This window comes from Phycicoccus endophyticus (genome assembly GCF_011326735.1).
GTDB lineage: Bacteria > Actinomycetota > Actinomycetes > Actinomycetales > Dermatophilaceae > Phycicoccus > Phycicoccus endophyticus.
Window position 1 is genome coordinate 33,833 of record NZ_JAANCN010000011.1, and the last position, 23,449, is coordinate 57,281.

Consider the following 23,449-nt stretch of genomic DNA (forward strand, 5'->3'; position numbering starts at 1 on the left):
CACTGTTCCGTTACGTTCATAGCGGAACGGCGATCCGCTTTCTGGACCTACCCTGCCAGACCGGCCCGCCTCCGTCCACGACCCCGACCTGTTGGAGGACCCCGTGCAGTACCGCACCCTCGGCGACACCGGTGTCCGGGTGAGCAGCCTGGCGCTCGGCGCGATGAACTTCGGCCCCATCGGCGACACGACGCAGGAGGAGGCGAGCGCCATCGTCGACGCCGCGCTCGAGGCGGGCGTCACCCTGGTCGACACCGCCGACTTCTACGGCGCCGGTGTCTCCGAGGAGATGGTCGGGCGCGCCCTGGCCGGCCGGCGCGACGACGTCGTCCTCGCGACGAAGGCCGGGCTGCCGTTCGGCGAGGACCCCCTGCACCGGGGTGCCTCGCGGCGGTGGCTGACGCGCGCGCTCGAGGCCAGCCTGCGCCGGCTCGGCACCGACCACGTCGACCTCTTCCAGGTCCACCGCTGGGACCCGCTGACGAGCGACGAGGAGACCCTCGCCGCGCTCACCGACCTCCAGCGCGCCGGCAAGGTGCGCTACGTCGGCACCTCGAAGTACCCCGCCTACCGGATGGTCGAGGCCCAGTGGACCGCCCGCGAGCGGCACCTGACCCGGTTCGTCACCGAGCAGCCGAACTACTCCCTCCTCGGCCGCGGCGTCGAGGCCGACGTGCTGCCCGTGGCCGAGCGGTACCGCCTGGGCGTGCTGTGCTTCAGCCCGCTCGCCGGCGGCTGGCTGACCGGGGCGATCCGGGAGGGCCGCGAGGTGAGCACCCGACGCTCCGGGGTCGCCTGGCTGGCCGACCGGTTCGACCTCTCGCTGCCGGTCAACCGGGCCAAGCTCGCCGCCGTCGAGCAGCTTGCCGCGGTCGCGGACCAGGCGGGGCTCACCCTCATCGAGCTCGCCCTCGGCTTCGTCACGGCCCACCGCGGGGTGACGAGCGCGCTCATCGGCCCGCGGACCCTGGAGCACCTGCGCTCCCAGCTCGCCGCGGCCGACACGGTGCTGACCCCCGACGTGCTCGACGCGGTCGACGCCGTCGTGCCGCCCGGCACGGAGATCGCCCCCGCCGAGGCGAACTTCACCCCGCCGTCGCTCGCCGACGCGGCCCTGCGCCGCCGCGGCGCAGGCGCCTGATGTCGACCCGGCCGAGCGTCGGCATCCTCACCCCGCCGACGAACGTCGCCTACGAGGACCTGCTGCGCGTCTGGGGCGAGGCCGACGCGGTCCCCGCGATCGGGCAGGCCTGGCTCTTCGACCACCTCATGCCGATCGGCGGCGACCCCGACGGGCCCGCCTTCGAGGGGTGGACGCTGCTGGCGGCCCTCGCGGCCCGCACCGAGCGGCTGCGGCTCGGCCTGCTCGTCACGAGCAACCGCATCCGCCCACCCGCGCTGCTCGCGAAGATCGCCGCCACGGTCGACGTCGTCTCCGGCGGCCGGCTGGAGTTCGGGATCGGCGTGGGCTCGCGTCCCGACGTCCCGACGGCACGGCGGGAGTACCTCGGCCACGGGCTGCCGTACGTCGACACCGGCGACGCCGTCGCCCGGCTCGCGGAGTCGCTCGCGGTCATCCGGCGGCTGTGGACCGCGCCGGTGCCCTTCGACTGGGCCGGCGAGCACGTGCGGCTCGTCGGCGCGTGGGGCAACCCCAAGCCCGTCCAGCGGCCCCACCCGCCCGTCGTCGTCGGCGGCCGCTCGACGCGGGTCCTGCGCATCGTGGCCGAGCACGCCGACGTGTGGAACCTCCCGAGCGGCGACTTTGCCGACCTGGCCGAGCGGGGCGCGGTGCTCGACCGGTTCTGCGCCGAGCTCGGCCGCGACCCCGCCTCGGTCGTGCGGTCCCTGCCGGTGCCGGTCGACCTCGACCGCCCCGAGGCGGCACGCGAGACGCTCGAGCGCTCTGCGGAGGCCGGGGTCGGGCACGTCGTCCTCGTCCTGCCGGCCCCCTACCCCACGGGCCTGCCGCAGTGGGTTGCCGACGAGGTCGTCACGCCCGCGCTCGGCCGGGCGTGACGGGCACGACGTCAGGCGTGCGGGAAGGCGCTCTTGGCGGGAGCCTCGAGGTCCTCGCGGTAGCCCCGGATGAGGTCGAGGTTGCGGTCGCGCAGGTGGTCGAAGCCCTGGCCGACGTTGGAGCCGGGGGTCAGCGAGGCCAGGGCCTCGGCGGGGTCGAGCCGCGCCGAGACCCACCCCTCGTGCGAGGCGGCCTTGGCGACGATGTGCCCGACGGGGGTGACGACGTGGCTGTTGCCGAAGTAGTGCACGCCGGCGGAGTCGGTGCCGGTGGCGTTGGCGCCGACGACGAAGACGTGGTTGTCGTAGGCCCGGGCCCGGGAGGTCAGCTCCCAGACGTCGGCCGAACGCAGCAGGGCCGAGGGCCGCACGATGACCTCGGCGCCCTGCACGGCCTGGATGCGGGCGAGCTCGGGGTAGTCGCCGTCGAAGCAGATGATCATCCCGATCCGGCCGAGCGCAGTGTCGACGACGGTCACCGTGTCGCCGGGGGTCACCCAGCCACCGCCGTCGACCGCCTCGGAGCAGAACGGGTGCGTCTTGCGGTAGACGCCGACGACCTCGCCGCGGGGGTCGAGCAGCACCGAGGCGTTGTAGACGACCTCGGGGGTCGGGCCGCGCTCGTAGGTGCCGACGACGAGGTGGACGCCGAGCTCGGCGGCCAGGTCGGCCAGCCGCCGGATGACCGGCCCGGGCACCTCGGAGACGAGCTCCCACAGCCGCTCGGTGGGGCAGTCGGGCGTGAACCCCGTCGTGCACGACTCCGGCAGGACGACGAGCTCGGCCCCGGTGGCCTCGACGCAGCGGCGGGTGAGGTCGAGGCAGCGGTCGATGTTGCGGGTGACCACCTCGGGCGTCAGCGGCTCGGGAACGGGTGCCACCTGGACGGCGGCGGCGGTGAACGGGCGCATCATCGGCCTCCTAGCCTGCGGCCGAGCGCGACGCCGGCGAGCGCGAGCAGCCCACCGAGGAGGACTCCGGCGGCGAAGCCCGCGCCCGAGTCCAGGCTCAGCGACGCGCTGGCGTTCGCCGTCGCCCGGCGCTCCCCACGGTAGGTCGCCGCGCTCTCCTCGGGAAGCCCCGCGCCCTCGGGAGCCCCGGGCGCGGCCACGGCTGCCCCGGCCGGGCCGCCCGCGGCGAGGTCGGCGTCGAGCGCGCCGAAGAACTGCCCGGCCATCTTGCGGCCGACGCCGGCGAGCATCCGCTGGCCGACGCCGCCGACGGTCCCCCCGACGGTGGCGTCGGCGTCGTAGGCGAGCTCGGTGCCGCCACCTTCGGTGGGGGAGAGCAAGACCCGCACGTCGGCCTCGACGGTGCCCGGCGCGCCGGCGCCCGAGGCACGCAGGGTCAGGCCCGAGGGCGCCTCGAGGTCGGTGAGCGCGACCTCGCCGGTGTACGTGCCCTTGACCGACGCGACCCCGGCGGTCACCGTCATCGCGTAGCGGTCCTCGCCGATGGTGTGCAGCGACTCGCACCCGGGCAGGCAGCGGGCGAGCACGGCGGGGTCGAGGAGGGCCTGCCACACCTGCTCGGGCGGCGCGGCGAGCGTCGAGCTGCCGGTGATCTTCATGACGGGCCTTCCTGCGCGGTGACGGTCCCGGCGGCGTGCTGCTGGCGCAGCGCCCACAGCTCGGGCGGGCTGATCGGCATGGAGCGGATCGGGATGCCCTCGGCGTCCTCGATGGCCGAGGCGATGACCGCCGAGACCGGGATGGTGCCGGCCTCGCCGGCTCCCTTGAGCCCCAGAGGGTTCAGCGGGGAGGGTGTCTCGAGGTGGTCGGTCTCGACGTGCGGCACCTCCGAGGCGTAGGGCATGAGGAAGTCCATGAACGAGGCGTTGAGCAGCTGGCCGCCCTCGTCGTAGACCATGCGCTCGTAGAGGGCGCCCCCGACGCCCTGCGCGACGCCGCCGTGGACCTGGCCCTCGACGATCATCGGGTTGACCATGACGCCGCAGTCGTGGACGACGCAGTAGCGCAGGATGCGGACCTCGGCCGTGACCGGGTCGGTCTCGACGACCGCGGCGTGCATCCCGTTGGCGAAGGTGGCCTGGGTGGGCGAGTAGAAGTCCCGGCCCTCGAGCCCCGGCTCGTCGTCCTCCGCGACCGGTGGCCGCTGCGGGTCGAAGGTGCCGGCGAACTGGGTGGCCGCCTGCGCCGCGGTGTCGAAGGCGTAGCGCAGGGGGTTGGCCAGGACCGCGACCGTCCCGAGGTCGACGGCGGTGCCGGGGGCGCCGCGGACCGAGACGACGCCGTCGGCGATCTCGAGGTCGTCGGGCGAGACCTCGAGGGCGTCGGCGGCGATGCGCAGCGCCTTGGCCCGCACGACCCGGGCCGCGAGGGCCACGGCGTTGCCGGACATCACCGCCCCCCGGGAGGCGAACGTGCCGACGGCGTAGGGCATCGCCCGGGTGTCCCCGGTGGTCACGTGGACGTCCTCGAGGCGGACGCCGAGCTCGTCGGCGACGACCTGTGCCAGGACCGTCTGGTGCCCCTGTCCCTGGGTGGTCAGCCCGGTCGCGACGTTGACCCGCCCGTCGGTCTCGACGTGGACGTGCCCGCCCTCGTACGGCCCGACGCCGGTGCCCTCGACGTAGCAGCCGATGCCGAGCCCGACCCGCCGCCCGGCGCGCTCGGCCTCGGCGCGGTAGCCCTCGAAGTCCTCCCAGCCGACGAGCGCCTTGAGCGCCGCCAGCGACGCGGGGAAGTCCCCGGAGTCGTACTTCAGCGGCCGGCCGTCCTGGAACATCAGCCCCTGGTCGTAGGGCATCTCCTCGGGCTGGATGAAGTTGCGGCTGCGCACCTCGGCGCGGTCCAGCCCGAGGCGCGCGGCGATGGCGTCCATCGTGCGCTCCATCGCGAAGCAGCCCTGCGGGCGGCCGGCGCCGCGGTAGGGCGTCACGAGGACGGTGTTCGTGTACAGCGACCAGAACTCGACGCGGTAGGCGCCCGGCTTGTACGGCCCGAGCAGCTGGGTGGCCGTGATGATCGGGACGATGATGCCGTAGGGGGTGTAGGCGCCGTTGTCGTGCCAGAACCGCACGTCGAGGGCGAGCAGGTGGCCCTCGTCGTCGAAGCCGACGGTGACCTCCTGGAGCTGCCCGCGCTCGTGCGCCGCGGAGACGAAGTGCTCGCGGCGGTCCTCGGTCCACTTCACGTCGTGCCCGAGGACGCGCGCCGCCCAGGGCACGAGCACCTCCTCGGGCCAGGGGTGGACGATCTTGACCCCGAAACCGCCCCCGACGTCCGGGGTGACGACCTCGACCTTGGCCAGCGGCAGGCCGAGCTTGGCGGCGACCGCGGCCCGCAGCCCGGTGCTCGTCTGGGTGGAGGAGTACAGCCGCAGCGAGCCGTCGTCGGTGTCCCAGCGGGCGAGGACGCCCCGGCCCTCGAGCGGGGTCGAGGCGCTGCGTTCGACGGCCAGGTCGAGGGTGAGCCGGTGGGGTGCCGCGGCCATCGCGCTCTCGAGGTCGCCCACCTCCTGCAGGAGGGTGGCCGCGACGTTGCCGGGGACGTCGTCGTGGACGAGCCGGGCCGCCTCCCGGGCGGCCGGGATGCCGACGACCGGGGGCAGCGGCTCGTAGTCGACGCGGATGCGCGCGCAGGCGTCCTCGGCGAGGTAGCGGTCGCGGGCGACGACCATGACGACCGCCTCGCCGACGTGGTTGACCTCCTGCGTGGCCAGGCAGTACCCGGTGCGCGGGTGGGTCAGCGCGGGGTGGGGGATGAGCACCGGCAGCGGCTCGGCGACCCGGCCGGGCAGGTCCTCCCAGGTGTAGACCGCCTCGACGCCCTCGAGCTCCCAGGCGTCGCCGATGTCGATGTCGAGGATGCGGGCGTGGGCGTGCGGGCTGCGGACGAAGGCGGCGTGCAGGGCGCCGCGGCCGAGGTCGTCGACGAAGCGGCCGTTGCCGGTGAGCAGCCGGGGGTCCTCGCGGCGCTGGACCTTCTCGCCGACCTGGCGGGTGCTCACGGCGTCGGCTCCGGCGTGGCGCCGCGGCGCAGCTCGGCGGCCCGCAGGACCGCGGAGACGATGTTCTGGTAGCCGGTGCACCGGCACAGGTTGCCGGAGATCGCCTCGCGGGCCTCGGCCTCGGTGGGGTCGGGGGTGTCCTCGAGGTAGGCCGTGACCGTCGTGAGGAAGCCCGGCGTGCAGAACCCGCACTGGAGGGCGTGGCACTCGAGGAACGCGCGCTGCACCGGCCCGAGCGCGCCCGGGTCGGACCCGAGGCCCTCGACCGTGGTCACCTCGTGGGGCTGGGCACTCACGGCGAACACGAGGCAGGCGCGTGCGGGCTCGCCGTCGAGCAGGACCGTGCAGGCGCCGCAGACGCCGTGCTCACAGCCGACGTGCGTGCCGGTCAGGCCGAGGTCGTGGCGCAGGAAGTCCGAGAGCAGCCGGCGGGCGGGGACGCCGGCGGTGCGGCTGACCCCGTTGACGCGCAGGGTGACCTCGAGCAGCTCCTCGGCGCCCGGCGCCCCGGCGGCGGAGCCCGCCTGCCCGCTCACGCCGCACCCGCCCGCGCCTCGTCGCGCAGCCCGCGCAGCGCGCGCACCGTGAGCTCGGCCGCGAGCATCCGCCGGTACTCCGCGGGGGCGTGGATGTCGCTCTCGGGGTCGACGTGGCCGCGCACGAGCTCGGCGACCTCGCCGGCGGGCAGCTCGGGCAGGGCGAGCCCGGCGAGGACCGGGGTCAGGTCGAGCACGTCGGGGACGGGCGTCACCGAGACGAACGAGGCTCGGGCGGCGGTGACCTCCTCGCCGGCGAGCGTCACGGCGAGCGCGACCCCGGCGAGGGCGTAGTCGCCCCGGCGTCGCGCGGACTCGGCGAAGGCGGTGCGCGTGCCGGCGGGGAAGCGCTCGAAGCGCACGGCGACGGCGAGCTCGTCCGGCTCCAGGGTGGTCTCCATCGGCCCGGTGAAGAGGTCGGCGGCGGCGACCTCGCGCCCGCCCCGGGGGCCGGCGACCTCGACGGTGCCCCGGCACAGGGCGAGCACCGCGGGCATCTCACCGGCCGGGTCGGCGTGCGCCACCGAGCCGACGGTCGTGCCCCGGGTGCGGATCGCGGGGTGCGCGACGTGCCGGACCGCCTGGCGCAGCAGCGGGAGCGCGTCGGCCGCCTCGGCGTGCCGCTCGAGGCCGGCGTGCCGCACGAGCGCCCCGACCCGCACCCCGGCCTCGTCGACCTCGACGGCGTCGAGCCCGGCGACGCCCCCGATGTCGACGAGGTGGCCGGGGGTCACGAGCCGCATCGAGAGCAGCGGGACGAGGCTCTGCCCGCCCGCGAGCACCTTGCCGTCGTGCCCGACCTGCGCGAGGACGGCGACCGCCTCGGGCACGGTGCGGGGCGCGTGGTGGACGAAGGGCGCGGGCTTCACCTGCTCGATCCTGCCTCTCGGGACGGGCCCGCGGAAGGGTGCGGGCGGCGGGGTCTGCCGGGAGCGGTCAGGGACGCCGGTCGCGCCCCGGGTCACGGGGCCCGACCGCCCCGGGGTAGCCCTCCTGGTAGAGGTCGTCGACGCCGTCGCTGTCGCCGTAGACGTGGTCACCGAGGGTGATGCCCGCGCCGTCGGCCTGGGCGCGCATCTCCGCGGGGGCGATGGCCCGCGCGAGGTGCCAGCCGGCGACCGTGACGATGGTGCCGAGCGCGATCCCGCTCAGCGAGAAGTCGTCGGTGAACTGGAGGCTGACGTCGCCGATGCCGATGATGACGCCGGCCGCGACGGGCACGAGGTTGATCGGGTTGCCGAAGTCGACCCCGTTCTCCTTCCAGATCTTCGCGCCGAGCAGCCCGATCATCCCGTAGAGGACGACGGTGATCCCGCCGAGCACCCCGCCGGGGACGGAGGCGACGAGCGCGCCGAACTTCGGCGAGAGCCCGAAGAGGACCGCGACCGCCGCGGCGACGTAGTAGGCGGCCGTCGAGTACACCCGGGTGGCGGCCATGACGCCGATGTTCTCGGCGTAGGTCGTCGTGGGGGAGCCGCCGACCGAGGTGGCCAGGACGGTGCCGACACCGTCGGCGGCGATGGCCCGGCCCATGACCGGGTCGAGGTCATGGCCGGTCATCTCGGCGACCGCCTTGACGTGACCGGTGTTCTCGGCGATGAGCGCGATGACCGCGGGCAGCACGAGCAGGACGGCGGCGACCGAGAAGCTCGGGGCGTGCCAGCCGACGACCTCCTGGCCGTCGGCGGCCACGGTCGTCTGGTCCGGGAAGCCGAGCCAGGCCGCGCTGCCGATGCCGGAGGTGTCCCAGCGCAGGTGGTCGGTGGCCTCGGTGGCGCCGGCGAGGACGGAGTTGATCTGGCCGAGCGTGGAGTCGAGCAGCCACGACAGCAGGGTGCCGAAGACGAGCGCGAGGAAGACCGCGATCCGGCCGACGAAGCCGCGGAAGGCGACGGCCACGACGACGGTGAAGAGCATCGTGAGCACGGCGACCCACTGGTCCTGGGGCCAGTAGGTGCCGGCGACCACGGGGGCGAGGTTGAAGCCGATGAGCATGACGACGGCGCCGGTGACGACGGGCGGCAGGACCTCGTGGAGCATCCGCGACCCGAGCAGGTGGATCGCCACACCGACGAGCGCGAGGACGACGCCGGAGACGAGGATGGCCCCGGTGACCTCGGCGGAGTCGCCGCCCTGGGCGCGGATCGCGGCGACCCCGCCCACGAACGACGCGGACGTGCCGAGGTAGCTCGGGACCTTCCCCTGGACGATGAGGAGGAAGGCGATCGTCGCGATGCCGCTCATCATGATCGCCAGCTGGGCGTTGAGACCCATGATGAGCGGGAAGACGAAGGTCGCCCCGAACATCGCGACGACGTGCTGGGCGCCGAGGCCGATGGTGCGACCCCACGAGAGGCGCTCGTCGGGGGCCACCACCTCTCCCGGGGCGAGCGAGCGACCGTCGCCCTTGAGCTTCCAACCGAGACCGAGGGACATGCGGGGACCTCTTCTGCCAGGCGGTGCCGGCGGCACCACTCACAGGGACCGTGATACCGGGAACCTAGTGACCCCGCTCCACGACCCCCCCGGCAATGGTTGACAGCCGCCGCCCCGGCCGGTTGGCAAGGTCGCCCCGGCCGGGGGTGTGCGTCACGGGCGGGCGTCGGCAAGGTGACGAGCGTGTTGCGCAGACCGGTCGCGCCGGCCCTGGAGGCGTCACGCCGGTCCGTCTGGGCGCTCGTCCGGGGCGTGCGCACCCTGTCGGGTGCGCGGGCACGTAGCGTCCTCGCATGACGGTGCAGCAGTTCGAGTTCGCGTTCGACTCCCGCTACCGGGTCGCCGGTCTGCCGTTCGGCGTGGTGCCGCGGACCGCCCGCGTCGAGGTGGGTGAAGGCCGCCTGCGCTGCCGGTTCGGGCCCTGGCACCTCGACACCCCGGTCGACAACGTCACGCAGACCTCGGAGACCGGCGGCTACGGCTTCCTCAAGACCGCCGGCCCGCCCCACCTGTCGTTCACCGACCGGGGCGTGACGTTCGCGACGAACGGGGACCGCGGGGTCTGCGTCCGGTTCGCGGCGCCGGTGCGCGCCATCGACCCGACCGGCCTCATCCGGCACCCCGGCGCGACCTTCACCGTCGCCGACGTCGACGGCCTGCGGGCCGCCCTGGAGCGCGCGTCCTGAGCGGGTGCCCGAGCGGTCGGCGTGGTCACAGGCCCTTCATCCGGTGGACGCGCAGGGCGAGGGCCAGGGTGAGGCGCAGCTGGGGGTCGGTGGTGAACGGACCGAGCATCCGCTCGAGCTTGGCGATCCGGTAGCGCAGCGTGTTGTAGTGGAAGAAGAGCCGGCGCGCGGTCTCGGCGACGTTGAGGTTGGTGTCGATGAGCACCGCGAGGGTGTGCCGCAGGTCGGCGTTCTCCGGGGCGTCGTCGCTCGCGAGCTCGCCGAGGGACTCGGTGACGAAGCGGCGCAGGTCGGCCGAGTCGGGGACGAGGGCGAGCAGCCGGTCGATGCCGAGCTGGTCGAAGTGCGCGAGCCCCGAGCCGCCGTGGACCTGGCGCCCGACCCGCACGGCCGTCAGGGCCTCCTCGTAGGCCCGGGGCAGCTCGGCGAGCGAGGTGACCACGCGCGAGACGCCGGCGGTGAACGTGCGCCGGCCGCCGCCGCCGTCGCCCCGCACGACCCGGACGAGCTCGCCGACCGCGCGCAGCACCGTGTCCGGGTCGGCCGCCGGGTCGACCGGCAGCAGGACGACGACCTCCTGGCTGAAGCCGGCGACGGCGACCGAGGTGTCCCGGGCACGCACGGCCTGGGTCCAGGCGCGCACGAAGCGCTCCTGGAGGGAGCGCACCTCCTCGGCGGTGCGCGTGGTCTCGGCGTCGTTCTCGTCGGTCTCCGCGGCGACGACGACGAGGGGGCGGTCGATGTCCCACCCGAGCGAGCTGGCGTGCGAGGCGGCGTCGGCCGGGTCGCCCGCCCGCCCGGCGAGGGCGTCGCGCAGGAACTCCGCGCGGTAGCGGCTCTCGACCGCGGCGACCGCCTGGTCCTTGGTCATCACGAGGGCGGCGACGGTCGCCGCCCGCTCGAGCAGGTGGACGTCGGTGCGGGTGAGCCCGGGGCCCGGGGAGAACGCCCCGAGCACGCCGAGGTCGGAGGAGCCGGCGACGATCCGCACGAACGCCCGGGTGGGGTCGGCCGCCCGGGCCGGGTCGCGCCACCCGACGGGCTCGTCCTCGACGACGAGCCGGCCGGTGCGGTCGAAGCAGGCCAGCTGGGTCGGGGAGGTGCCCTCGAGGGTGCCGGCGCTCGCGAGGACCCGGCCGTCGGTCGTCGTCACCGTGGCGGCGCCGCCGACGATGCCGGCCACCGCGGCCGCCACCTCGGCCAGCCCGCCACCGTCGAGGACCACCCGGACGAGGACGCGGTGCACCTCGTCCTCGCGGGCGAGCAGGGCGCGCTGGTGCTCGACGAGCTCGGCGAGCGCGGCACGGTCGGCGCCGGGCTGCCCGGCCGGCGCTCCTGGCAAGGTCTGTGCGCCATCCGGGCCATCGTTGGCAACTTCGACCATCCGGCCACTGTAACGGCGTCACTAGCGTCGGCGTATGTCGTTCTCCCGCTCCGACACCGCGCGGCGGGGGCCCGCTGCGCCGGTGCTGCCGGGGGCCCTCTCGCCGCTCACCGCCGACCTCGTGCACGGCCCGCGGCGCGTGGCGGTCGTGCTCGGCGCCTACCGGGTCGGGGTCTACCTCGGCGTGGGCGGCCGGGTGCTGCCGGTGCTGGCCGCCGACGGGCTCGCACTGCCGGGCGCCCTGCGGCTCGCCGAGACCTCGGCGGCTCTCGACCTGGGTGCCGTGGCCGGTGACCGGGTCGTCCTCGGCGCGGGCACGGTCGGGCTGGCGGGTGTCACCGTGCGGGGCGTGCGCACCTGGCGGCCGGCCCGGGTGCGCGCCGGGGCCGTCTCCGGCGGCGCCCGGCAGGGGCGGGCGGTCCGCTCGCTGCTCGACGGGGCGAGCGCCGAGGCGCCGGGCTGGCTGGCCCGCGGTGTGCGGGGCGCCCTCGGGGGCGGGGACCCGCACGCGGCGGTGCACGCCCTCGTCGGCCGTGGGCCGGGCCTGACCCCGAGCGGTGACGACGCCCTGGCCGGCGGTCTCCTCGTCCGTCGCGCGCGCGGAGCGGCTCTCGCCGCCGGCGACCCCCTGCTGCACGCGGTCCGTGGCCGGCTCGGTGCCACGACGGCGGTCTCCGCCTCCCTCCTCGCCGCCGCGGGCGGCGGGTGGGCCACCCCCGAGGCCGTCCGGCTCGTCGACGCCGCGGCGCGGGCGGACCTCGACGCCGTCGAGGCCGCGCTGCCGGCCGTGCTCGCCCTCGGGCACACCTCCGGGCGCGACCTCGTCGCCGGGGTCGCGGCGGCCCTCGGCGCGCTCGACGTGACGTCCAGGAGCGCCGCGTGAGCGTCCACGTCGAGCTGCGCCCGGGTGCCTACCACGACTCGGTGAGCCTGCTGCAGGTCTCGCGGGTGGTGGCGGGCGCCGCTGGGGTCGAGGCGGCCCAGGTGGCGATGGCGACCGAGCTCAACGTCGAGGTGCTCACGGGCATGGGCTTCCTCGTCCCGCCGGACGCCGGCCCGAACGACCTCGTCGTCGCGCTGCGGGCGGCCGACGACGCGGGTCTGGGCGCCGGTCTCGCCGCGCTCGAGGACGCCCTGCGCGGGCTGTCGACCACGGCCTCCCGCACGACGGGCGAGGAGGTCCCGCCCGCGACCCTCGGCTCGGCCGTGCGGCGTGCCGGAGCCGGGCTGGCCCTGGTCTCCGTCCCGGGGCCGCACGCGGTCACCGAGGCCTACGACGCGGTCGCCGCGGGGGCCTCGGTGATGCTCTACTCCGACAACGTCCCCGTCGAGGACGAGGTCGCGCTCAAGGACGCCGCCGCGGCCGCCGACGTGCTCGTCATGGGGCCCGACTGCGGCACCGCCCTCGTCGGCGGGGTCGCCCTCGGGTTCGCCGACGTCGTCCGCCCCGGGCCGGTCGGCATCGTCGCCGCGTCGGGCACCGGTGCGCAGCAGGTGATGTGCCTGCTCGACGCCGCCGGCGTCGGGGTCAGCCACTGCCTGGGCGTCGGCGGGCGGGACCTCTCAGCGCGGGTTGCCGGCCGCTCGACCCGGCAGGCGCTGCGGGCGCTGGCCGCCGACGAGGCGACCGGCTGGGTCCTCGTCGTCGCCAAGCCACCGGACGAGGAGGTGCTCGAGGCGATGCGCGCCGAGGCGGCCGCCCTCGGCCTGCGGGTGCACTGGGCGACCCTGGGCGCCGGGCGGCCGGACCTCACGGCCGCGCTCGAGAGCGCGCTGACCGCCGAGGGGGTGGCCGTCCCGCAGTGGCCGGCCACGTTCGCGGCGCCCGAGGACCCCGACCTCGCGCAGGGCCGGTCCCTGCGCGGGCTGTTCTGTGGCGGGACCCTCGCCGCGGAGGCGGCGATCGTCGCGGCGGAGACGCTCGGCCCGCTCGCGAGCAACCTCGGCCACGGCACCGCGCTCGGGCCCGACCTGCGGGCCCCCGGCCACCTCGTCGTCGACTTCGGCGCCGACGAGCTGACCCGCGGGCGGGCCCATCCGATGATCGACCCCACGCTGCGGACGGAGCGCGTGGCGGCGGAGGCCGCGGACCCCGGGTGCGGGGTCCTCCTGCTCGACCTCGTCCTCGGGCACGGCGCCCACCCGGACCCGGCAGGCGAGCTCGCCGAGGCCGTCGAGGCCGCTCGCGCCACCGCGCGAGCCGACGGGCGCGCGCTGCCGGTCGTCGTCTCCCTCACCGGCACCGACGCCGACCCACAAGACCGCGGGCGGTGTGCCGAGGTGCTCGCCGCCGCCGGCGCCTCGGTTCTCCTGTCCAACGCCGCGGCCACCCGGCACGCCGTGGCCGCCCTCGGGGGTGCCCGATGAGCGTCCCGCTGCACGGGCTGCTGGCCACCGACCCGGTGGTCGCGACCTCCGGGGTGGCCCTCTTCGCCGACGCCCTGCGGGCCCAGGCGGTGCCCGTCACCGAGGTGGCCTGGCGCCCGCCGCCGGCCGGCACCGAGGGGCCGCTCGCCCGGGTCATGGCCGACCCGCGGCGCGCGGGCGCCAACGCCGAGGCGGTCGCCCGGATGACCGCGGCCGGTGCCGAGCTCGTCGACGTCGCCCCCGCCGCGGAGGTCCTCGGGCTGCGGCCGGGCACGTTCCTCCACGCGGGGCCGCCCATCGACTGGGAGCGTGCCTCCGGACCGCTGCGCGGCGCGCTCGTCGGGGCGGTGCTGCTCGAGGGCCTCGCGCAGACCCCGGAGGAGGCCGAGCGGCGGCTCGCGGCCGGTGACGTCGACCTCGAGCCCTGCCACCACCACGGCGGCGTCGGGCCGATGGCCGGCGTGGTCAGCCCCTCGATGTGGGTCTACGTCCTGCGCGACGAGGTGCACGACAACCTCTCCTGGTGCAGCCTCAACGAGGGCCTGGGGAAGGTGCTGCGCTACGGCGCCTACGGCCCGGAGGTCATCAAGCGGCTGCGGTGGATGGGCTCGGTCCTCGGGCCGATCCTGCGTCAGGCGCTGCGGTCCGTCGGCCCGGTCGACGTCCGGGCGGTCATCGCGCAGATGCTCCAGATGGGCGACGAGGGGCACAACCGCAACCGGGCCGGCAGCCTGCTGCTGCTGCGCGAGCTGCTGCCGGGGATGGTCACCGCCGACGCCCCGAGCAGCGACGTCGCCGAGGCGGTGCGCTTCTCGGGGGCCAACGAGCACTTCTTCCTCAACCTCGGGATGCCGGCGTGCAAGCTGGCCACGCTCGCGGCCGAGGGCATCCCGGGCTCGAGCGTCGTGACGACGATGGCGCGCAACGGCACCGACTTCGGCATCCGGGTCTCCGGGACGGGCGAGCAGTGGTTCACCGGCCCGGCGAACACGCCCGAGGGCCTCTTCCTCGGCGACTACGGGCCGGAGGACGCCAACCCGGACATCGGCGACTCGGCGATCACCGAGACCGCGGGCATCGGGGGGTTCGCGATGGCTGCCGCCCCGGCCATCGTGCGGTTCGTCGGCGGTGACGTCCCGTTCGCGCTGGCCGCGACCCGGCGGATGTACGAGGTCACCGTGGGGGAGCACCCCGCCTACCAGGTGCCGGTGCTCGGCTTCCGCGGGACGCCGGTGGGCATCGACGTGGCGTCGGTGGTCCGCACCGGCGAGCTGCCCCAGATCAACACCGGGATGGCCGGGCGGGTCGCGGGCACCGGGCAGGTCGGCGCCGGCCTCGTCACGCCGCCGGCGGAGTGCTTCGTCGGTGCGCTGGAGGCTCTGGCCGCGGCCGTTCCCCGCTGAGGGCGGCCCGCCGCGGGGACGGCGGACGGCGGCCGGCGGGCAGCCTGGCCAGGCGCAGCACCACCTCGAGCGGCCCCGTGCCCCACGCGTGGTCGAGCAGCCAGCACCCGCCGAGGACGACGACGAGCGCCACCGCGGCGAGCCCCCAGCCGCGGGTCGCCCCGTCCCCGCGTGCGGCACCGTCGACGGCCAGGGTGAGCGCGAGGAGGGTGTACCCGGTGAGCGGCAGCCGGCCGCCGGCGAGCAGCGGGGAGAGCAGCGCCGGGCCCGCGCGGCGGCCCTCCAGCAGGCCGGTGAGCGCGCAGGCGGCCGCGACGACGCCGGCGGCGAGGAACGCGCCGGCGGCGAGCTCCGCGCTCGTGTCGGCCTGGCCGCCCTCGGTGGCGCCGCCGGCGAGCACGAGGTCGGCCGCGCTCGTCGCGACGAGGATGGCCGAGACCGCCAGCGCCCGCCGCCAGGCGCCCAGGTGCGGGACGAGCAGGGCGAGGACGAGGCCGGCGAGGGCCGCCGGCAGCAGGGAGACCACGCGGTGGGGCTCCCCGGCCGCGAGCCAGCCGAGCAGGTCGCGCGCCACGCGGCCGGTGCCCGGGTGGGCGAGCAGGTGCTCGCGGGCCCGGTCGACGGCCAGCGGGGCGAGGACGGCCGCGGCGGTGGCCAGGCCCACGGTGAGCACCTGGAGGTGGCGCAGCAGCACGGTGAGCGGGGCCAGGACGAGGACGAGCAGGCCGAGCACGGGCAGGAGGTCCTCGAGCCGGTCGGTCAGGGCGCCGAGCAGGACGCCGAGGACGAGCAGGAGGACCCCGCGGACGGCGGTGTCGGCGGCGAAGCGGGCGGCCCGCATCCCGTGCCGCTCGAGGGTGAGCCCGGCGGCGGCGCCGAGGCAGAGCACGACGAGGGGGGCGGCGAGGTGGCGCACCGCGGTCGTGGCCTCGCCCGGCGGGGCGGTGAGCCCGAGGACCATGAGTACGAGGGCGACGCCGCGGGCGACGTCGAGCCCGGGCAGGCGCGGCCCGGTACTGCCGGGGGCCACCCGGGCCGGGACCGACACCCGGCCGCGCGAGCGGTGGCGACCCGAGCGGCGGGAGGCGGGCTCGTGCGTCACACCAACCACGCTAGTCACTCCAGCGCCAGCGCGGGGGAGGGTTGGGGCAGCCCGGTGGTGTCGTGCCCCGGCACGAGCGGGCCGCTGCGGCGGGGATGGGAGGATGGCGCCCGTGACGGCGCAGACTCTCGACGGCAGGGCGATCCTCGCGACGATCAAGGAGGAGCTGCGCGGGCGGGTCGCGGCGCTCGCCGAGCGCGGCGTCGTGCCGGGGCTCGGCACCGTGCTCGTCGGGGAGGACCCCGGCAGCCGCTGGTACGTCGGCGCCAAGCACCGCGACTGCGCCGAGGTCGGCATCCACTCGATCCGCCGCGACCTGCCGGCCGGCTCGAGCCTGCCGGAGGTGCTGGCCGTCGTCGGCGAGCTCAACGCCGACCCCGCGTGCACCGGGTTCATCGTCCAGCAGCCGACCGGGCTGGACGAGAACGCCATCCTCTCGGCGGTCGACCCGGCCAAGGACGTCGACGGGCTGCATCCGACGAACCTCGGGTGGCTCGTGCTCGGGCGGCCCGCGCCGCTGCCGTGCACTCCGGTCGGGTGCATCGAGCTGCTGCGCCGCTACGACGTGCCGATCGCCGGGGCGAAGGTCGTCGTCGTCGGGCGTGGGCTGACCGTCGGCCGGCCGCTCGGGCTCATCCTGACCCGCCGCTCGGAGAACGCGACCGTCACCCTGTGCCACACCGGGACCCGCGACCTCGCGGCGGAGGTGCGCCAGGCCGACATCGTCATCGCGGCCGCCGGCGTGCCGGGCATCGTCACCGGCGAGATGGTCAAGCCCGGTGCCGCGGTGCTCGACGTCGGGGTCTCCCGGGTGCTCGACCCGGAGACCGGCAAGGGCCGGGTGGCCGGCGACGTCGCCGACGACGTGTGGGAGGTCGCGGGGTTCGTCAGCCCGAACCCCGGCGGCGTCGGCCCGATGACCCGGGCGATGCTGCTGAGCAACGTCGTCGAGGCCGCGGAGCACGCCGCCGCCGGTTGACCCCGACCGGTGGGTGCCCCGGCGGCGTGGTACCTCAGATGAGGCCGAGGGCGCGCACGGCGTCGCGCTCGGAGGCGAGCTCGGCGACCGAGGCGTCGATCTTGCCGCGCGAGAAGTCGTCGATCTCCAGCCCCTGGACGATCTCCCAGCGGCCGTCGCGGACGGTGACCGGGAAGGAGGAGACCAGCCCCTCCTCGACCCCGTAGGAGCCGTCGGAGCGGACCGACATCGACACCCAGTCGCCCTCGGGCGTGCCCTGGGCCCAGGTGCGGACGTGGTCGATCGTCGCCGAGGCGGCGGACGCGGCCGACGACGCGCCCCGGGCCTCGATGATCGCCGCGCCGCGCTTGGCCACGGTGGGGATGAAGGTGTTCTCCAGCCAGTCCTGGTCGCCGACGGCCTCGGCGGCGGTGCGGCCACCGACCTCGGCGTGGAAGAGGTCGGGGTACTGCGTCGCGGAGTGGTTGCCCCAGATCGTCATCTTGCGGATCTCGGTGACCGGCACGCCGAGCTTGGCGGCGAGCTGGCTGATGGCGCGGTTGTGGTCGAGGCGGGTCAGGGCGGAGAAGCGCTCGGTGGGGATGTCGGGGGCGTTGCTCATCGCGATGAGCGCGTTGGTGTTCGCGGGGTTGCCGGTGACGGTGACCCGGATGTCGTCGGCCGCCACCTCGCCCAGCGCCTTGCCCTGCGGGGCGAAGATGCCGCCGTTGGCCTCGAGCAGGTCGCCGCGCTCCATCCCCGGGCCGCGCGGGCGGGCGCCGACGAGCAGCGCGTGGTTGACGCCGTCGAAGACCTTCGTCGCGTCGTCGCCGATCTCGACCTTCGCCAGGGTCGGGAACGCGCAGTCGTCGAGCTCCATGACGACGCCCTCGAGCGCCTTGAGGGCCGGGGTGATCTCGAGCAGCCGCAGCTCGACGGGGGTGTCCGGACCGAACAGCGCGCCGCTGGCGATGCGGAACAGGAGGCTGTAGCCGATCTGGCCGGCGGCGCCGGTGACGGCGACCTTGACGGGCGTGCTGCTCACGGTGGTACCCCTTCGGACGAGCGTGGATCGTGTCGTCTCGACGCTATCAGCGGCCCGCCGCCGCGGGGCGGGCGGACAGGGGTGGGGTTGGTTACGTCAGCGCGGCGCGTCGGGGTCGACGCCGTCGGCGACGAGGGCGTCCTCGGGGCGGACGTGGCCGGTGATGTCGCGGTCGCGCCGGTCGACCCCGGTGACGAGGTGGAAGGTGGCCCCGGCGATGGCCGCGCCGGCGAGCGGGGCGAGCCAGAACAGCCACAGCTGCGCGGGGGCGTCGCCGCCGCTGAAGAAGGCCACCCCGGTGGCGCGGGCCGGGTTCAGCCCGCCGCCGGAGACCGGCAGGGCGACGAGGTAGGCGAGCACGTAGGTGCCGCCGATGGCCAGCGGCTCGAACCCGTCGGGGGAGCGGGTGTCGGTGACCCCGAGGACGACGTAGACGAGCACCGCGGTGAGCACGACCTCGAGGACGAGCACGGCGAGCAGCGTGTACCCGCCGGGCGACCCCTCGCCCCAGCCGGTGGGGGCGACCGGCCCGTCCGCGCCGCCGAGCCGGCCCCGGGCGACCGACCAGACCGTGAGCCCGGCGAGCAGCCCGCCGAGCACCTGGGCCACGACATAGCCGGGCACCTCGGCCCAGCCGAACCGCCGGGCGACGGCCGCGCCGAGGGTGACCGCGGGGTTGAGGTGCGCCCCGGAGACGTGCCCGAGCGCGTACGTCATCGCCATGACCCCGAGCCCGAAGGCGAGGGCGACCCCGAGGTAGCCGACCCCGACGGTGACCGCGGCCCCGCTGACGATGTTCGGGGCGACGGCGGAGGCGGCGAGCACGGCGGTGCCCACCCCGGCCAGGACGGAGACGAAGGTGCCGAGGAACTCGGCGGCGAGCCGGCGCGGCATCGGGGGTGTCATGGGGTCAGTGTGCCGTGCCGCGGGGTGAGGCACACCTGAGCGCGCCGATCTGGCCGGCCTCGGTACGTTGGGAGAGAAGCCCGACCCCAGGAGGAAGAGATGACCGACCACGGCCCGTCCCCGTTCGTCACCAACATCGAGGCGGCGACGCTCGGCAACGACACCTACCGCACGACCCTGTGGACGGGGGGCAACCTCCAGCTCACGGTGATGGCCATCGAGCCCGGCCACGACATCGGCCTCGAGGTGCACCCCGACCACGACCAGTTCCTGCGCGTCGAGGAGGGCACCGCCCGGGTGCAGATGGGGCCGGCCGAGGACGACCTGTCCTTCGACGAGACCGTCAGCGAGGACTGGGCGGTCTTCGTGCCCGCCGGCTCGTGGCACAACCTCACCAACGTCGGCGCCGAGCCGCTGAAGCTGTACTCGATCTACTCCCCGCCGGAGCACCCGCACGGCACCGTGCACGCCACCAAGGAGGAGGCCGACGCGGCGGAGGCCGAGCACCCCCACTGACACCAGCGCTCTACGCGTCGTCGAGGCTCACCGTGGCGCCGCTGCGCGCCGACTCCAGGACCGCCTCGGCGACGCGCACCGTGCGCAGACCCGCGCGCATGGTGACGATGTCCGCCCCCCTGCCGAGGAGCGCGTCGCGGAACGCCTCGTGCTCCGTGCGCAGCGGCTCCGGCTTGGCGATGGCGTAGCGCACCATGTCGCCCTCGGACACCCCGCGGAAGCGGGAGACCGCCTCCCAGTCCTGGCGCACGTTGCCGTTCGCGTGGAAGGTCAGATCGGCGGAGAGCGTGTCGGCGATGAACGACCCCTTCTCACCAGTGACGACTGTGGTCCGTTCCTTGTACGGGGTGAGCCAGTTGACGAGGTGGTTCGTGATCGCCCCACCGGAGAGCTGGCCTACGACGCTCACCATGTCCTCGTGCTCGCGGCCGGACCGGTTCGCGGTGCGCGCCGCGACGGCCGTGTACTCCTGCTGGGTCACCCAGGTTGTGAGGTCGATGTCGTGGGTGCCGAGGTCCTTGATGACGCCGACGTCTGCGATCCTCGCGGGGAACGGGCCCTGGCGCCGCGTGACCACCTGAAAGACCGTGCCAAGCTCGCCGGCCTCGATGCGTGAGCGGGCCTGCTGGAGAGCCGGGTTGTACCGCTCGATGTGCCCGACGGCGCCCACGAGCCCACGTGTCTCGAACGCCTCGGTGATGCGCTCGGAGGACGCCACGTCCTGGGCCAGAGGTTTCTCGACGAGCGCGTGCACGCCGGCATCGGCGAGGCGCAGGGCGATCTCCTCATGGTGCATGGTCGGGACGGCGACCACGCAGTAATCGAGGCCGTGGTGTAGCAGGGCATCGACGGCTGACTCGACTGGACGACCCCCGGCGACCCCGTGCACGTCACCCCCGGGGTCGGCGACTGCGACGAGCTCGACGCCCTCGAGGCTCCCAAGCACCCGCGCGTGGTGGCGGCCCATCATCCCCAGACCGATGAGCCCCGCGCGCAACGCCGACATCAGGCACCAGCCTTGGCCAGCTGGTTCACCGCGGACGCCACTCGGTCGAGGTCGTTGGGCGACAGCGAGGGGTGCACCGGGAGGGACAGGCACTCGCGCGCCGCCCGTTCGGTCTCGGGCAGGTCGACATCGGCGCGGAACGGCGCGAGCCGGTGGTTGGGCACCGGGTAGAACATGCCCGAGCCGACCGCGTACTCCTCGCGCAGGGCCGCCGCGAAGCCGTCACGGTCCTCTGGCACGCGCACCGTGTACTGGTGGTAGACGTGTACCGCGCCGGTGGCGACGGGCGGGGTCGTCACCCCGTCGAGGTGTGCGTCGTAGAAGGCGGCGTTCTCCTGCCGCTGTGCGGTCCACCGGGCGACCTTGGTCAGCTGTACGCGTCCGATGGCGGCGTGGATGTCGGTCATCCTGTTGTTCAGGCCCACGAGCTCGTTGTGGTACTGCCGATCCATGCCCTGGTTGCGCAGGAGCCGGACCCGCCGCTCGACCCCGGGGTCGGCGACGGACACCATCCCGCCCTCGCCCGAGGTCATGTTCTTCGTCGGGTAGAGCGAGAACATCCCGAATGTCCCGAAGGAGCCCACCGGGACGCCGTCAAGGGAGGCCCCGTGCGCCTGCGCAGCGTCCTCGAAGACCTGGAGGCCGTGGCGCCGCGCGACCTCGCACAGCGCGCCCATCTCGGCGGGGTGGCCGTAGAGGTGGACGGGCATTATGCCGACCGTGCGGTCGGTGACCGCGGCCTCGACCGCCTCGGCGGAGAGGCAGAAGTCGTCGGGGTGGATGTCGGCGAACACCGGCGTGGCGCCGGTGAGGGCGACGGAGTTCGCGGTCGCGGCGAAGGTGAACGACGGCACGATCACCTCGTCACCGGGGCCCACGCCGCTCGCGAGCAGGCCGAGGTGCTGGCCGGAGGTGCCGGAGTTGACGGCGACGCAGGGACGGCCCAGGCCGAAGTGGCTGGAGAACTCCTCCTCGAAGGCGGCCACCTCGGGCCCCTGCGCGAGCATTCCGCTGCGCAGCACCCGGTCCACGGCGGCCCGTTCCTCTTCACCGATCAACGGCTTGGCGGGAGGGATGAAGTCGTTCACCGAGAGACCTCCGTCAACATGTCGTCACGCTCCAGGTACCGGTCGCCCGTGCGCGGGCAGCGCCAGGCCCTGGGGTCGCCCGCCGGCTCGAGAGGTACCCCGGCGCGCCCGACCCACCGGATCCGGCGAGCAGGCGTCCCGGCGACGAGGGCGAAGTCGGGTACGTCCCTGATGACGACCGCCCCCGCGGCGACCATGGCCCACCGGCCGATGACCACGGGCGCGACGCACACGGCGCGCGCACCGATGGATGCGCCCTCACGGCAGGTGACGCCGACGGCGTCCCAGTCCTCCGACGACTTCAGCCTTCCCTCGGGCGTGATCGCGCGCGGGCGGTGGTCGTTGGTGAACACCGCTGCGGGGCCGACGAACACGCCGTCCTCCAGCAGCGCCGGCTCGTAGACGAGGGCGTAGTTCTGCAGCTTGCAGTTGTCGCCGATCCGCACGCCCATGCCGACGTAGGCGCCGCGGCCGACGACGCACCCAGCGCCGAGCACGGCACCCTCGCGTACCTGGGCCAGGTGCCACACGGCGGAGCCGTCTCCGATCGCCGCGTCGGGGGAGACGTCGGCGGACGGCGCGACACGGACGGACATCAGCGGGCCACCGCCTGCCCGACGCGCAGGTATTGCGCGGTGGGGAACCGCGCCGGGTCGACCGTCCCCCGGCCGTCGACGACTGCCCGGACCCCGGGGAAGTCGTCCTCGCCGAGGGCCGTGTATTCGTGGTGGTCGGCCTGCACCACGACGACGTCGACAGGGCTGCCGAGATCGTAGGGCTCCCAGCCGAGGGTCCGGAGCTCGTCGTGCGAGTAGAGGGGGTCGTGCACGGCCACGTGCGCCCCCTGGGCGCGCAGGGCGTCGACCGTGGCGAACACGCCGGAGAACGCCGTCTCCTTGACCCCTCCCCGGTACGAGGCCCCGAGCACGGCGACGCGGCGTCCGGAGAGGTCGCCGCCGAGTGCGGCGGTGGCGAGGCCGACGGTGTACTCCGGCATGGCCGCGTTCGCCTCGCGGGCCGCGCGCACGACGGTGGCGTCGGGGTCGTTCCACAGGTAGAGCCGCGGGTACACGGGGATGCAGTGCCCACCGACGGCGATGCCCGGGGAGTGGATGTGGCTATACGGCTGAGAGTTGCACGCCTCGATGACGGCGTGGACGTCGATGCCGTTGGCGGCGGCGAAGCGTGCGAACTGGTTGGCCAGGCCGATGTTGACGTCGCGGTAGGTCGTCTCGGCGAGCTTCGCCATCTCCGCGGCCTCGGCCGACCCCAGGTCCCACACGCCGTTGGGCCGTGCGAGGTCGGGCCGGTCGTCGAACTCGATCACCCGCTCGTAGAACTCCACCGCCCGGGCAGCGCCCCGGGGGGTCAGGCCGCCGACCAGCTTCGGGTAGCGGCGCAAGTCAGCGAACACGCGCCCCGTGAGCACGCGCTCGGGCGAGAAGACGACGAAGAAGTCCGTGCCCTCCGCAAGATTCGAGCCCGCCTCGAGGCGGGGCTTCCACCGCGTCCGGGTGGTTCCGACGGGAAGCGTCGTCTCGTAGATCACCAACGTGCCGGGTCGCAGGCCGCGGGCGATGTCATCGGTGGCGGCGTCCATCCAGGCAAAGTCGGGTCGGGCCGCATCGTCGACGAAGAGCGGGACCACGACGACGACGACGTCGCTCGCCCCCACGGCTGCGGCCGTGTCAGTGGTGGCGGATAGCACACCCGCCCCGACCGCCTGCCTCAGACGCTCGTCGAGGTCGGCTTCACCAGGGAACGGAGCCCGGCCGGCGTTGACCGATTCCACCGTCTCGGGGTCAACGTCCGCACCGAGCACCTCGTCGACCGACCGGGCGAAATGTGTGGCTAGTGGAAGGCCAATCTTTCCAAGACCGACGACGGTGACAACCAACGCGTACCCCTCTCGAGTCCAAAGGACGCTCGATCATCCCATCGGTGAGGAGAAACGACGGGCTGTTGGCGCCTGTGTGCAGCGCGTCTCACCCCTGTCACACAACACTCACGGAGGATCTGCGCGAT

General features: G+C 75.0%; 22 protein-coding genes. 8 read left to right on the forward strand and 14 right to left on the reverse strand.

Annotation, left to right across the window (positions count from 1 at the left end; all coding sequences use genetic code 11):
- Positions 1-103: 103 nt before the first annotated feature.
- Together G8D98_RS12080 and G8D98_RS12085 are read left to right on the forward strand one after the other, a co-directional pair.
- Positions 104-1,141 carry an aldo/keto reductase gene (locus G8D98_RS12080; protein ID WP_166103588.1) on the forward strand — a complete coding sequence of 346 codons (1,038 nt, stop codon included), beginning with the start codon at positions 104-106 and terminating at the stop codon, positions 1,139-1,141.
- Positions 1,141-2,019: an LLM class flavin-dependent oxidoreductase gene (locus G8D98_RS12085; RefSeq protein WP_166103591.1), complete on the forward strand. Its 879-nt coding sequence runs from the start codon at positions 1,141-1,143 to the stop codon at positions 2,017-2,019. Before G8D98_RS12080 ends, G8D98_RS12085 begins: the two co-directional genes overlap by 1 nt.
- Before the next feature lie 11 nt (positions 2,020-2,030).
- On the opposite strand, the gene G8D98_RS12090 is transcribed toward G8D98_RS12085, so the two are convergent.
- The 6 genes from G8D98_RS12090 to G8D98_RS12115 form a co-directional block, all read right to left on the reverse strand.
- On the reverse strand, positions 2,031-2,933 hold the full coding sequence (locus G8D98_RS12090; RefSeq protein WP_229661772.1) for a carbon-nitrogen hydrolase family protein: 903 nt from the start codon (positions 2,931-2,933) through the stop codon (positions 2,031-2,033).
- The gene (locus G8D98_RS12095; RefSeq protein ID WP_166103594.1) at positions 2,930-3,589 is read right to left on the reverse strand and encodes an SRPBCC family protein; all 660 of its coding nucleotides are present in this window, start codon (positions 3,587-3,589) and stop codon (positions 2,930-2,932) included. Before G8D98_RS12095 ends, G8D98_RS12090 begins: the two co-directional genes overlap by 4 nt.
- Positions 3,586-5,991 carry an aerobic carbon-monoxide dehydrogenase large subunit gene (gene cutA / locus G8D98_RS12100; RefSeq protein WP_166103596.1) on the reverse strand — a complete coding sequence of 802 codons (2,406 nt, stop codon included), beginning with the start codon at positions 5,989-5,991 and terminating at the stop codon, positions 3,586-3,588. Before cutA ends, G8D98_RS12095 begins: the two co-directional genes overlap by 4 nt.
- Positions 5,988-6,527 carry a (2Fe-2S)-binding protein gene (locus tag G8D98_RS12105; protein WP_166103599.1) on the reverse strand — a complete coding sequence of 180 codons (540 nt, stop codon included), beginning with the start codon at positions 6,525-6,527 and terminating at the stop codon, positions 5,988-5,990. Before G8D98_RS12105 ends, cutA begins: the two co-directional genes overlap by 4 nt.
- Entirely contained in the window at positions 6,524-7,396 is an 873-nt protein-coding gene (locus tag G8D98_RS12110; RefSeq protein WP_166103602.1) for an FAD binding domain-containing protein, read from the reverse strand. Before G8D98_RS12110 ends, G8D98_RS12105 begins: the two co-directional genes overlap by 4 nt.
- Positions 7,397-7,463: 67 nt before the next feature.
- Entirely contained in the window at positions 7,464-8,963 is a 1,500-nt protein-coding gene (locus tag G8D98_RS12115; protein WP_166103604.1) for a uracil-xanthine permease family protein, read from the reverse strand.
- Positions 8,964-9,256: 293 nt separating this feature from the next.
- Here G8D98_RS12115 and G8D98_RS12120 point away from each other — a divergent pair, with 293 nt between their 5' ends.
- Positions 9,257-9,649, forward strand: a complete 393-nt coding sequence (locus G8D98_RS12120) for a hypothetical protein (protein ID WP_166103607.1) — start codon at positions 9,257-9,259, stop codon at positions 9,647-9,649.
- 25 nt (positions 9,650-9,674) lie between these two features.
- Here G8D98_RS12120 and G8D98_RS12125 read toward each other — a convergent pair whose 3' ends face one another.
- The gene (locus G8D98_RS12125) at positions 9,675-11,033 is read right to left on the reverse strand and encodes a PucR family transcriptional regulator (RefSeq protein WP_166103611.1); all 1,359 of its coding nucleotides are present in this window, start codon (positions 11,031-11,033) and stop codon (positions 9,675-9,677) included.
- A gap of 34 nt (positions 11,034-11,067) precedes the next feature.
- Between G8D98_RS12125 and G8D98_RS12130 the strand changes: the two genes are divergently transcribed.
- The 3 genes from G8D98_RS12130 to G8D98_RS12140 are packed head-to-tail and all read left to right on the forward strand — an operon-like array spanning position 11,068 to position 14,803.
- A complete protein-coding gene (locus G8D98_RS12130; RefSeq protein WP_166103613.1) occupies positions 11,068-11,916 on the forward strand; it encodes an oxamate carbamoyltransferase subunit AllH family protein in 849 nt (282 codons plus the stop codon).
- Entirely contained in the window at positions 11,913-13,400 is a 1,488-nt protein-coding gene (locus G8D98_RS12135; protein ID WP_166103616.1) for an FdrA family protein, read from the forward strand. The genes G8D98_RS12130 and G8D98_RS12135 overlap by 4 nt, the downstream gene beginning before the upstream one ends.
- Positions 13,397-14,803 (forward strand): YlbE family protein, encoded by a 1,407-nt coding sequence (locus G8D98_RS12140; protein WP_166103619.1) that lies wholly within the window; start codon positions 13,397-13,399, stop codon positions 14,801-14,803. The genes G8D98_RS12135 and G8D98_RS12140 overlap by 4 nt, the downstream gene beginning before the upstream one ends.
- On the opposite strand, the gene G8D98_RS12145 is transcribed toward G8D98_RS12140, so the two are convergent.
- Complete coding sequence (locus G8D98_RS12145; RefSeq protein WP_166103621.1) at positions 14,739-15,905, reverse strand: acetyltransferase domain-containing protein; 1,167 nt, start codon at positions 15,903-15,905, stop codon at positions 14,739-14,741. The genes G8D98_RS12140 and G8D98_RS12145 overlap by 65 nt on opposite strands.
- A gap of 112 nt (positions 15,906-16,017) precedes the next feature.
- Between G8D98_RS12145 and G8D98_RS12150 the strand changes: the two genes are divergently transcribed.
- A complete protein-coding gene (locus G8D98_RS12150; RefSeq protein ID WP_166103624.1) occupies positions 16,018-16,884 on the forward strand; it encodes a bifunctional methylenetetrahydrofolate dehydrogenase/methenyltetrahydrofolate cyclohydrolase in 867 nt (288 codons plus the stop codon).
- Positions 16,885-16,918: 34 nt separating this feature from the next.
- Here G8D98_RS12150 and G8D98_RS12155 read toward each other — a convergent pair whose 3' ends face one another.
- Together G8D98_RS12155 and G8D98_RS12160 are read right to left on the reverse strand one after the other, a co-directional pair.
- Positions 16,919-17,908: a malate dehydrogenase gene (locus G8D98_RS12155; protein WP_166103626.1), complete on the reverse strand. Its 990-nt coding sequence runs from the start codon at positions 17,906-17,908 to the stop codon at positions 16,919-16,921.
- A 96-nt stretch (positions 17,909-18,004) separates the two neighbouring features.
- Positions 18,005-18,814, reverse strand: a complete 810-nt coding sequence (locus G8D98_RS12160) for an aquaporin (RefSeq protein ID WP_229661771.1) — start codon at positions 18,812-18,814, stop codon at positions 18,005-18,007.
- 99 nt (positions 18,815-18,913) lie between these two features.
- Here G8D98_RS12160 and G8D98_RS12165 point away from each other — a divergent pair, with 99 nt between their 5' ends.
- Positions 18,914-19,330: a cupin domain-containing protein gene (locus G8D98_RS12165; protein ID WP_166103629.1), complete on the forward strand. Its 417-nt coding sequence runs from the start codon at positions 18,914-18,916 to the stop codon at positions 19,328-19,330.
- Between the two features lie 10 nt (positions 19,331-19,340).
- Here the strand turns inward: G8D98_RS12165 and G8D98_RS12170 are convergent, their stop codons facing one another.
- From G8D98_RS12170 to G8D98_RS12185, 4 genes are read right to left on the reverse strand one after another with little or no spacing between them, the layout of a single operon-like run.
- The gene (locus G8D98_RS12170) at positions 19,341-20,336 is read right to left on the reverse strand and encodes a Gfo/Idh/MocA family protein (RefSeq protein WP_166103632.1); all 996 of its coding nucleotides are present in this window, start codon (positions 20,334-20,336) and stop codon (positions 19,341-19,343) included.
- Positions 20,336-21,424, reverse strand: a complete 1,089-nt coding sequence (locus G8D98_RS12175; RefSeq protein ID WP_166103635.1) for a DegT/DnrJ/EryC1/StrS family aminotransferase — start codon at positions 21,422-21,424, stop codon at positions 20,336-20,338. The genes G8D98_RS12170 and G8D98_RS12175 overlap by 1 nt, the downstream gene beginning before the upstream one ends.
- Positions 21,421-22,020 carry an acyltransferase gene (locus G8D98_RS12180; protein WP_166103637.1) on the reverse strand — a complete coding sequence of 200 codons (600 nt, stop codon included), beginning with the start codon at positions 22,018-22,020 and terminating at the stop codon, positions 21,421-21,423. Before G8D98_RS12180 ends, G8D98_RS12175 begins: the two co-directional genes overlap by 4 nt.
- Positions 22,020-23,321 (reverse strand): nucleotide sugar dehydrogenase, encoded by a 1,302-nt coding sequence (locus tag G8D98_RS12185; protein ID WP_166103653.1) that lies wholly within the window; start codon positions 23,319-23,321, stop codon positions 22,020-22,022. Before G8D98_RS12185 ends, G8D98_RS12180 begins: the two co-directional genes overlap by 1 nt.
- Positions 23,322-23,449 lie beyond the last annotated feature (128 nt).

Excerpts from the sequence above, each read along its gene's own strand:
- G8D98_RS12085 (WP_166103591.1), top strand. The coding sequence starts at position 1,141 with ATGTCGACCCGGCCGAGCGTCGGCATCCTCACCCCGCCGACGAACGTC.
- G8D98_RS12090 (WP_229661772.1), bottom strand. The coding sequence starts at position 2,933 with ATGATGCGCCCGTTCACCGCCGCCGCCGTCCAGGTGGCACCCGTTCCC.
- G8D98_RS12095 (WP_166103594.1), bottom strand. The coding sequence starts at position 3,589 with ATGAAGATCACCGGCAGCTCGACGCTCGCCGCGCCGCCCGAGCAGGTG.
- G8D98_RS12115 (WP_166103604.1), bottom strand. The coding sequence starts at position 8,963 with ATGTCCCTCGGTCTCGGTTGGAAGCTCAAGGGCGACGGTCGCTCGCTC.
- G8D98_RS12120 (WP_166103607.1), top strand. The coding sequence starts at position 9,257 with ATGACGGTGCAGCAGTTCGAGTTCGCGTTCGACTCCCGCTACCGGGTC.
- G8D98_RS12125 (WP_166103611.1), bottom strand. The coding sequence starts at position 11,033 with ATGGTCGAAGTTGCCAACGATGGCCCGGATGGCGCACAGACCTTGCCA.
- G8D98_RS12130 (WP_166103613.1), top strand. The coding sequence starts at position 11,068 with ATGTCGTTCTCCCGCTCCGACACCGCGCGGCGGGGGCCCGCTGCGCCG.
- G8D98_RS12140 (WP_166103619.1), top strand. The coding sequence starts at position 13,397 with ATGAGCGTCCCGCTGCACGGGCTGCTGGCCACCGACCCGGTGGTCGCG.
- G8D98_RS12160 (WP_229661771.1), bottom strand. The coding sequence starts at position 18,814 with ATGACACCCCCGATGCCGCGCCGGCTCGCCGCCGAGTTCCTCGGCACC.
- G8D98_RS12165 (WP_166103629.1), top strand. The coding sequence starts at position 18,914 with ATGACCGACCACGGCCCGTCCCCGTTCGTCACCAACATCGAGGCGGCG.
- G8D98_RS12170 (WP_166103632.1), bottom strand. The coding sequence starts at position 20,336 with ATGTCGGCGTTGCGCGCGGGGCTCATCGGTCTGGGGATGATGGGCCGC.
- G8D98_RS12180 (WP_166103637.1), bottom strand. The coding sequence starts at position 22,020 with ATGTCCGTCCGTGTCGCGCCGTCCGCCGACGTCTCCCCCGACGCGGCG.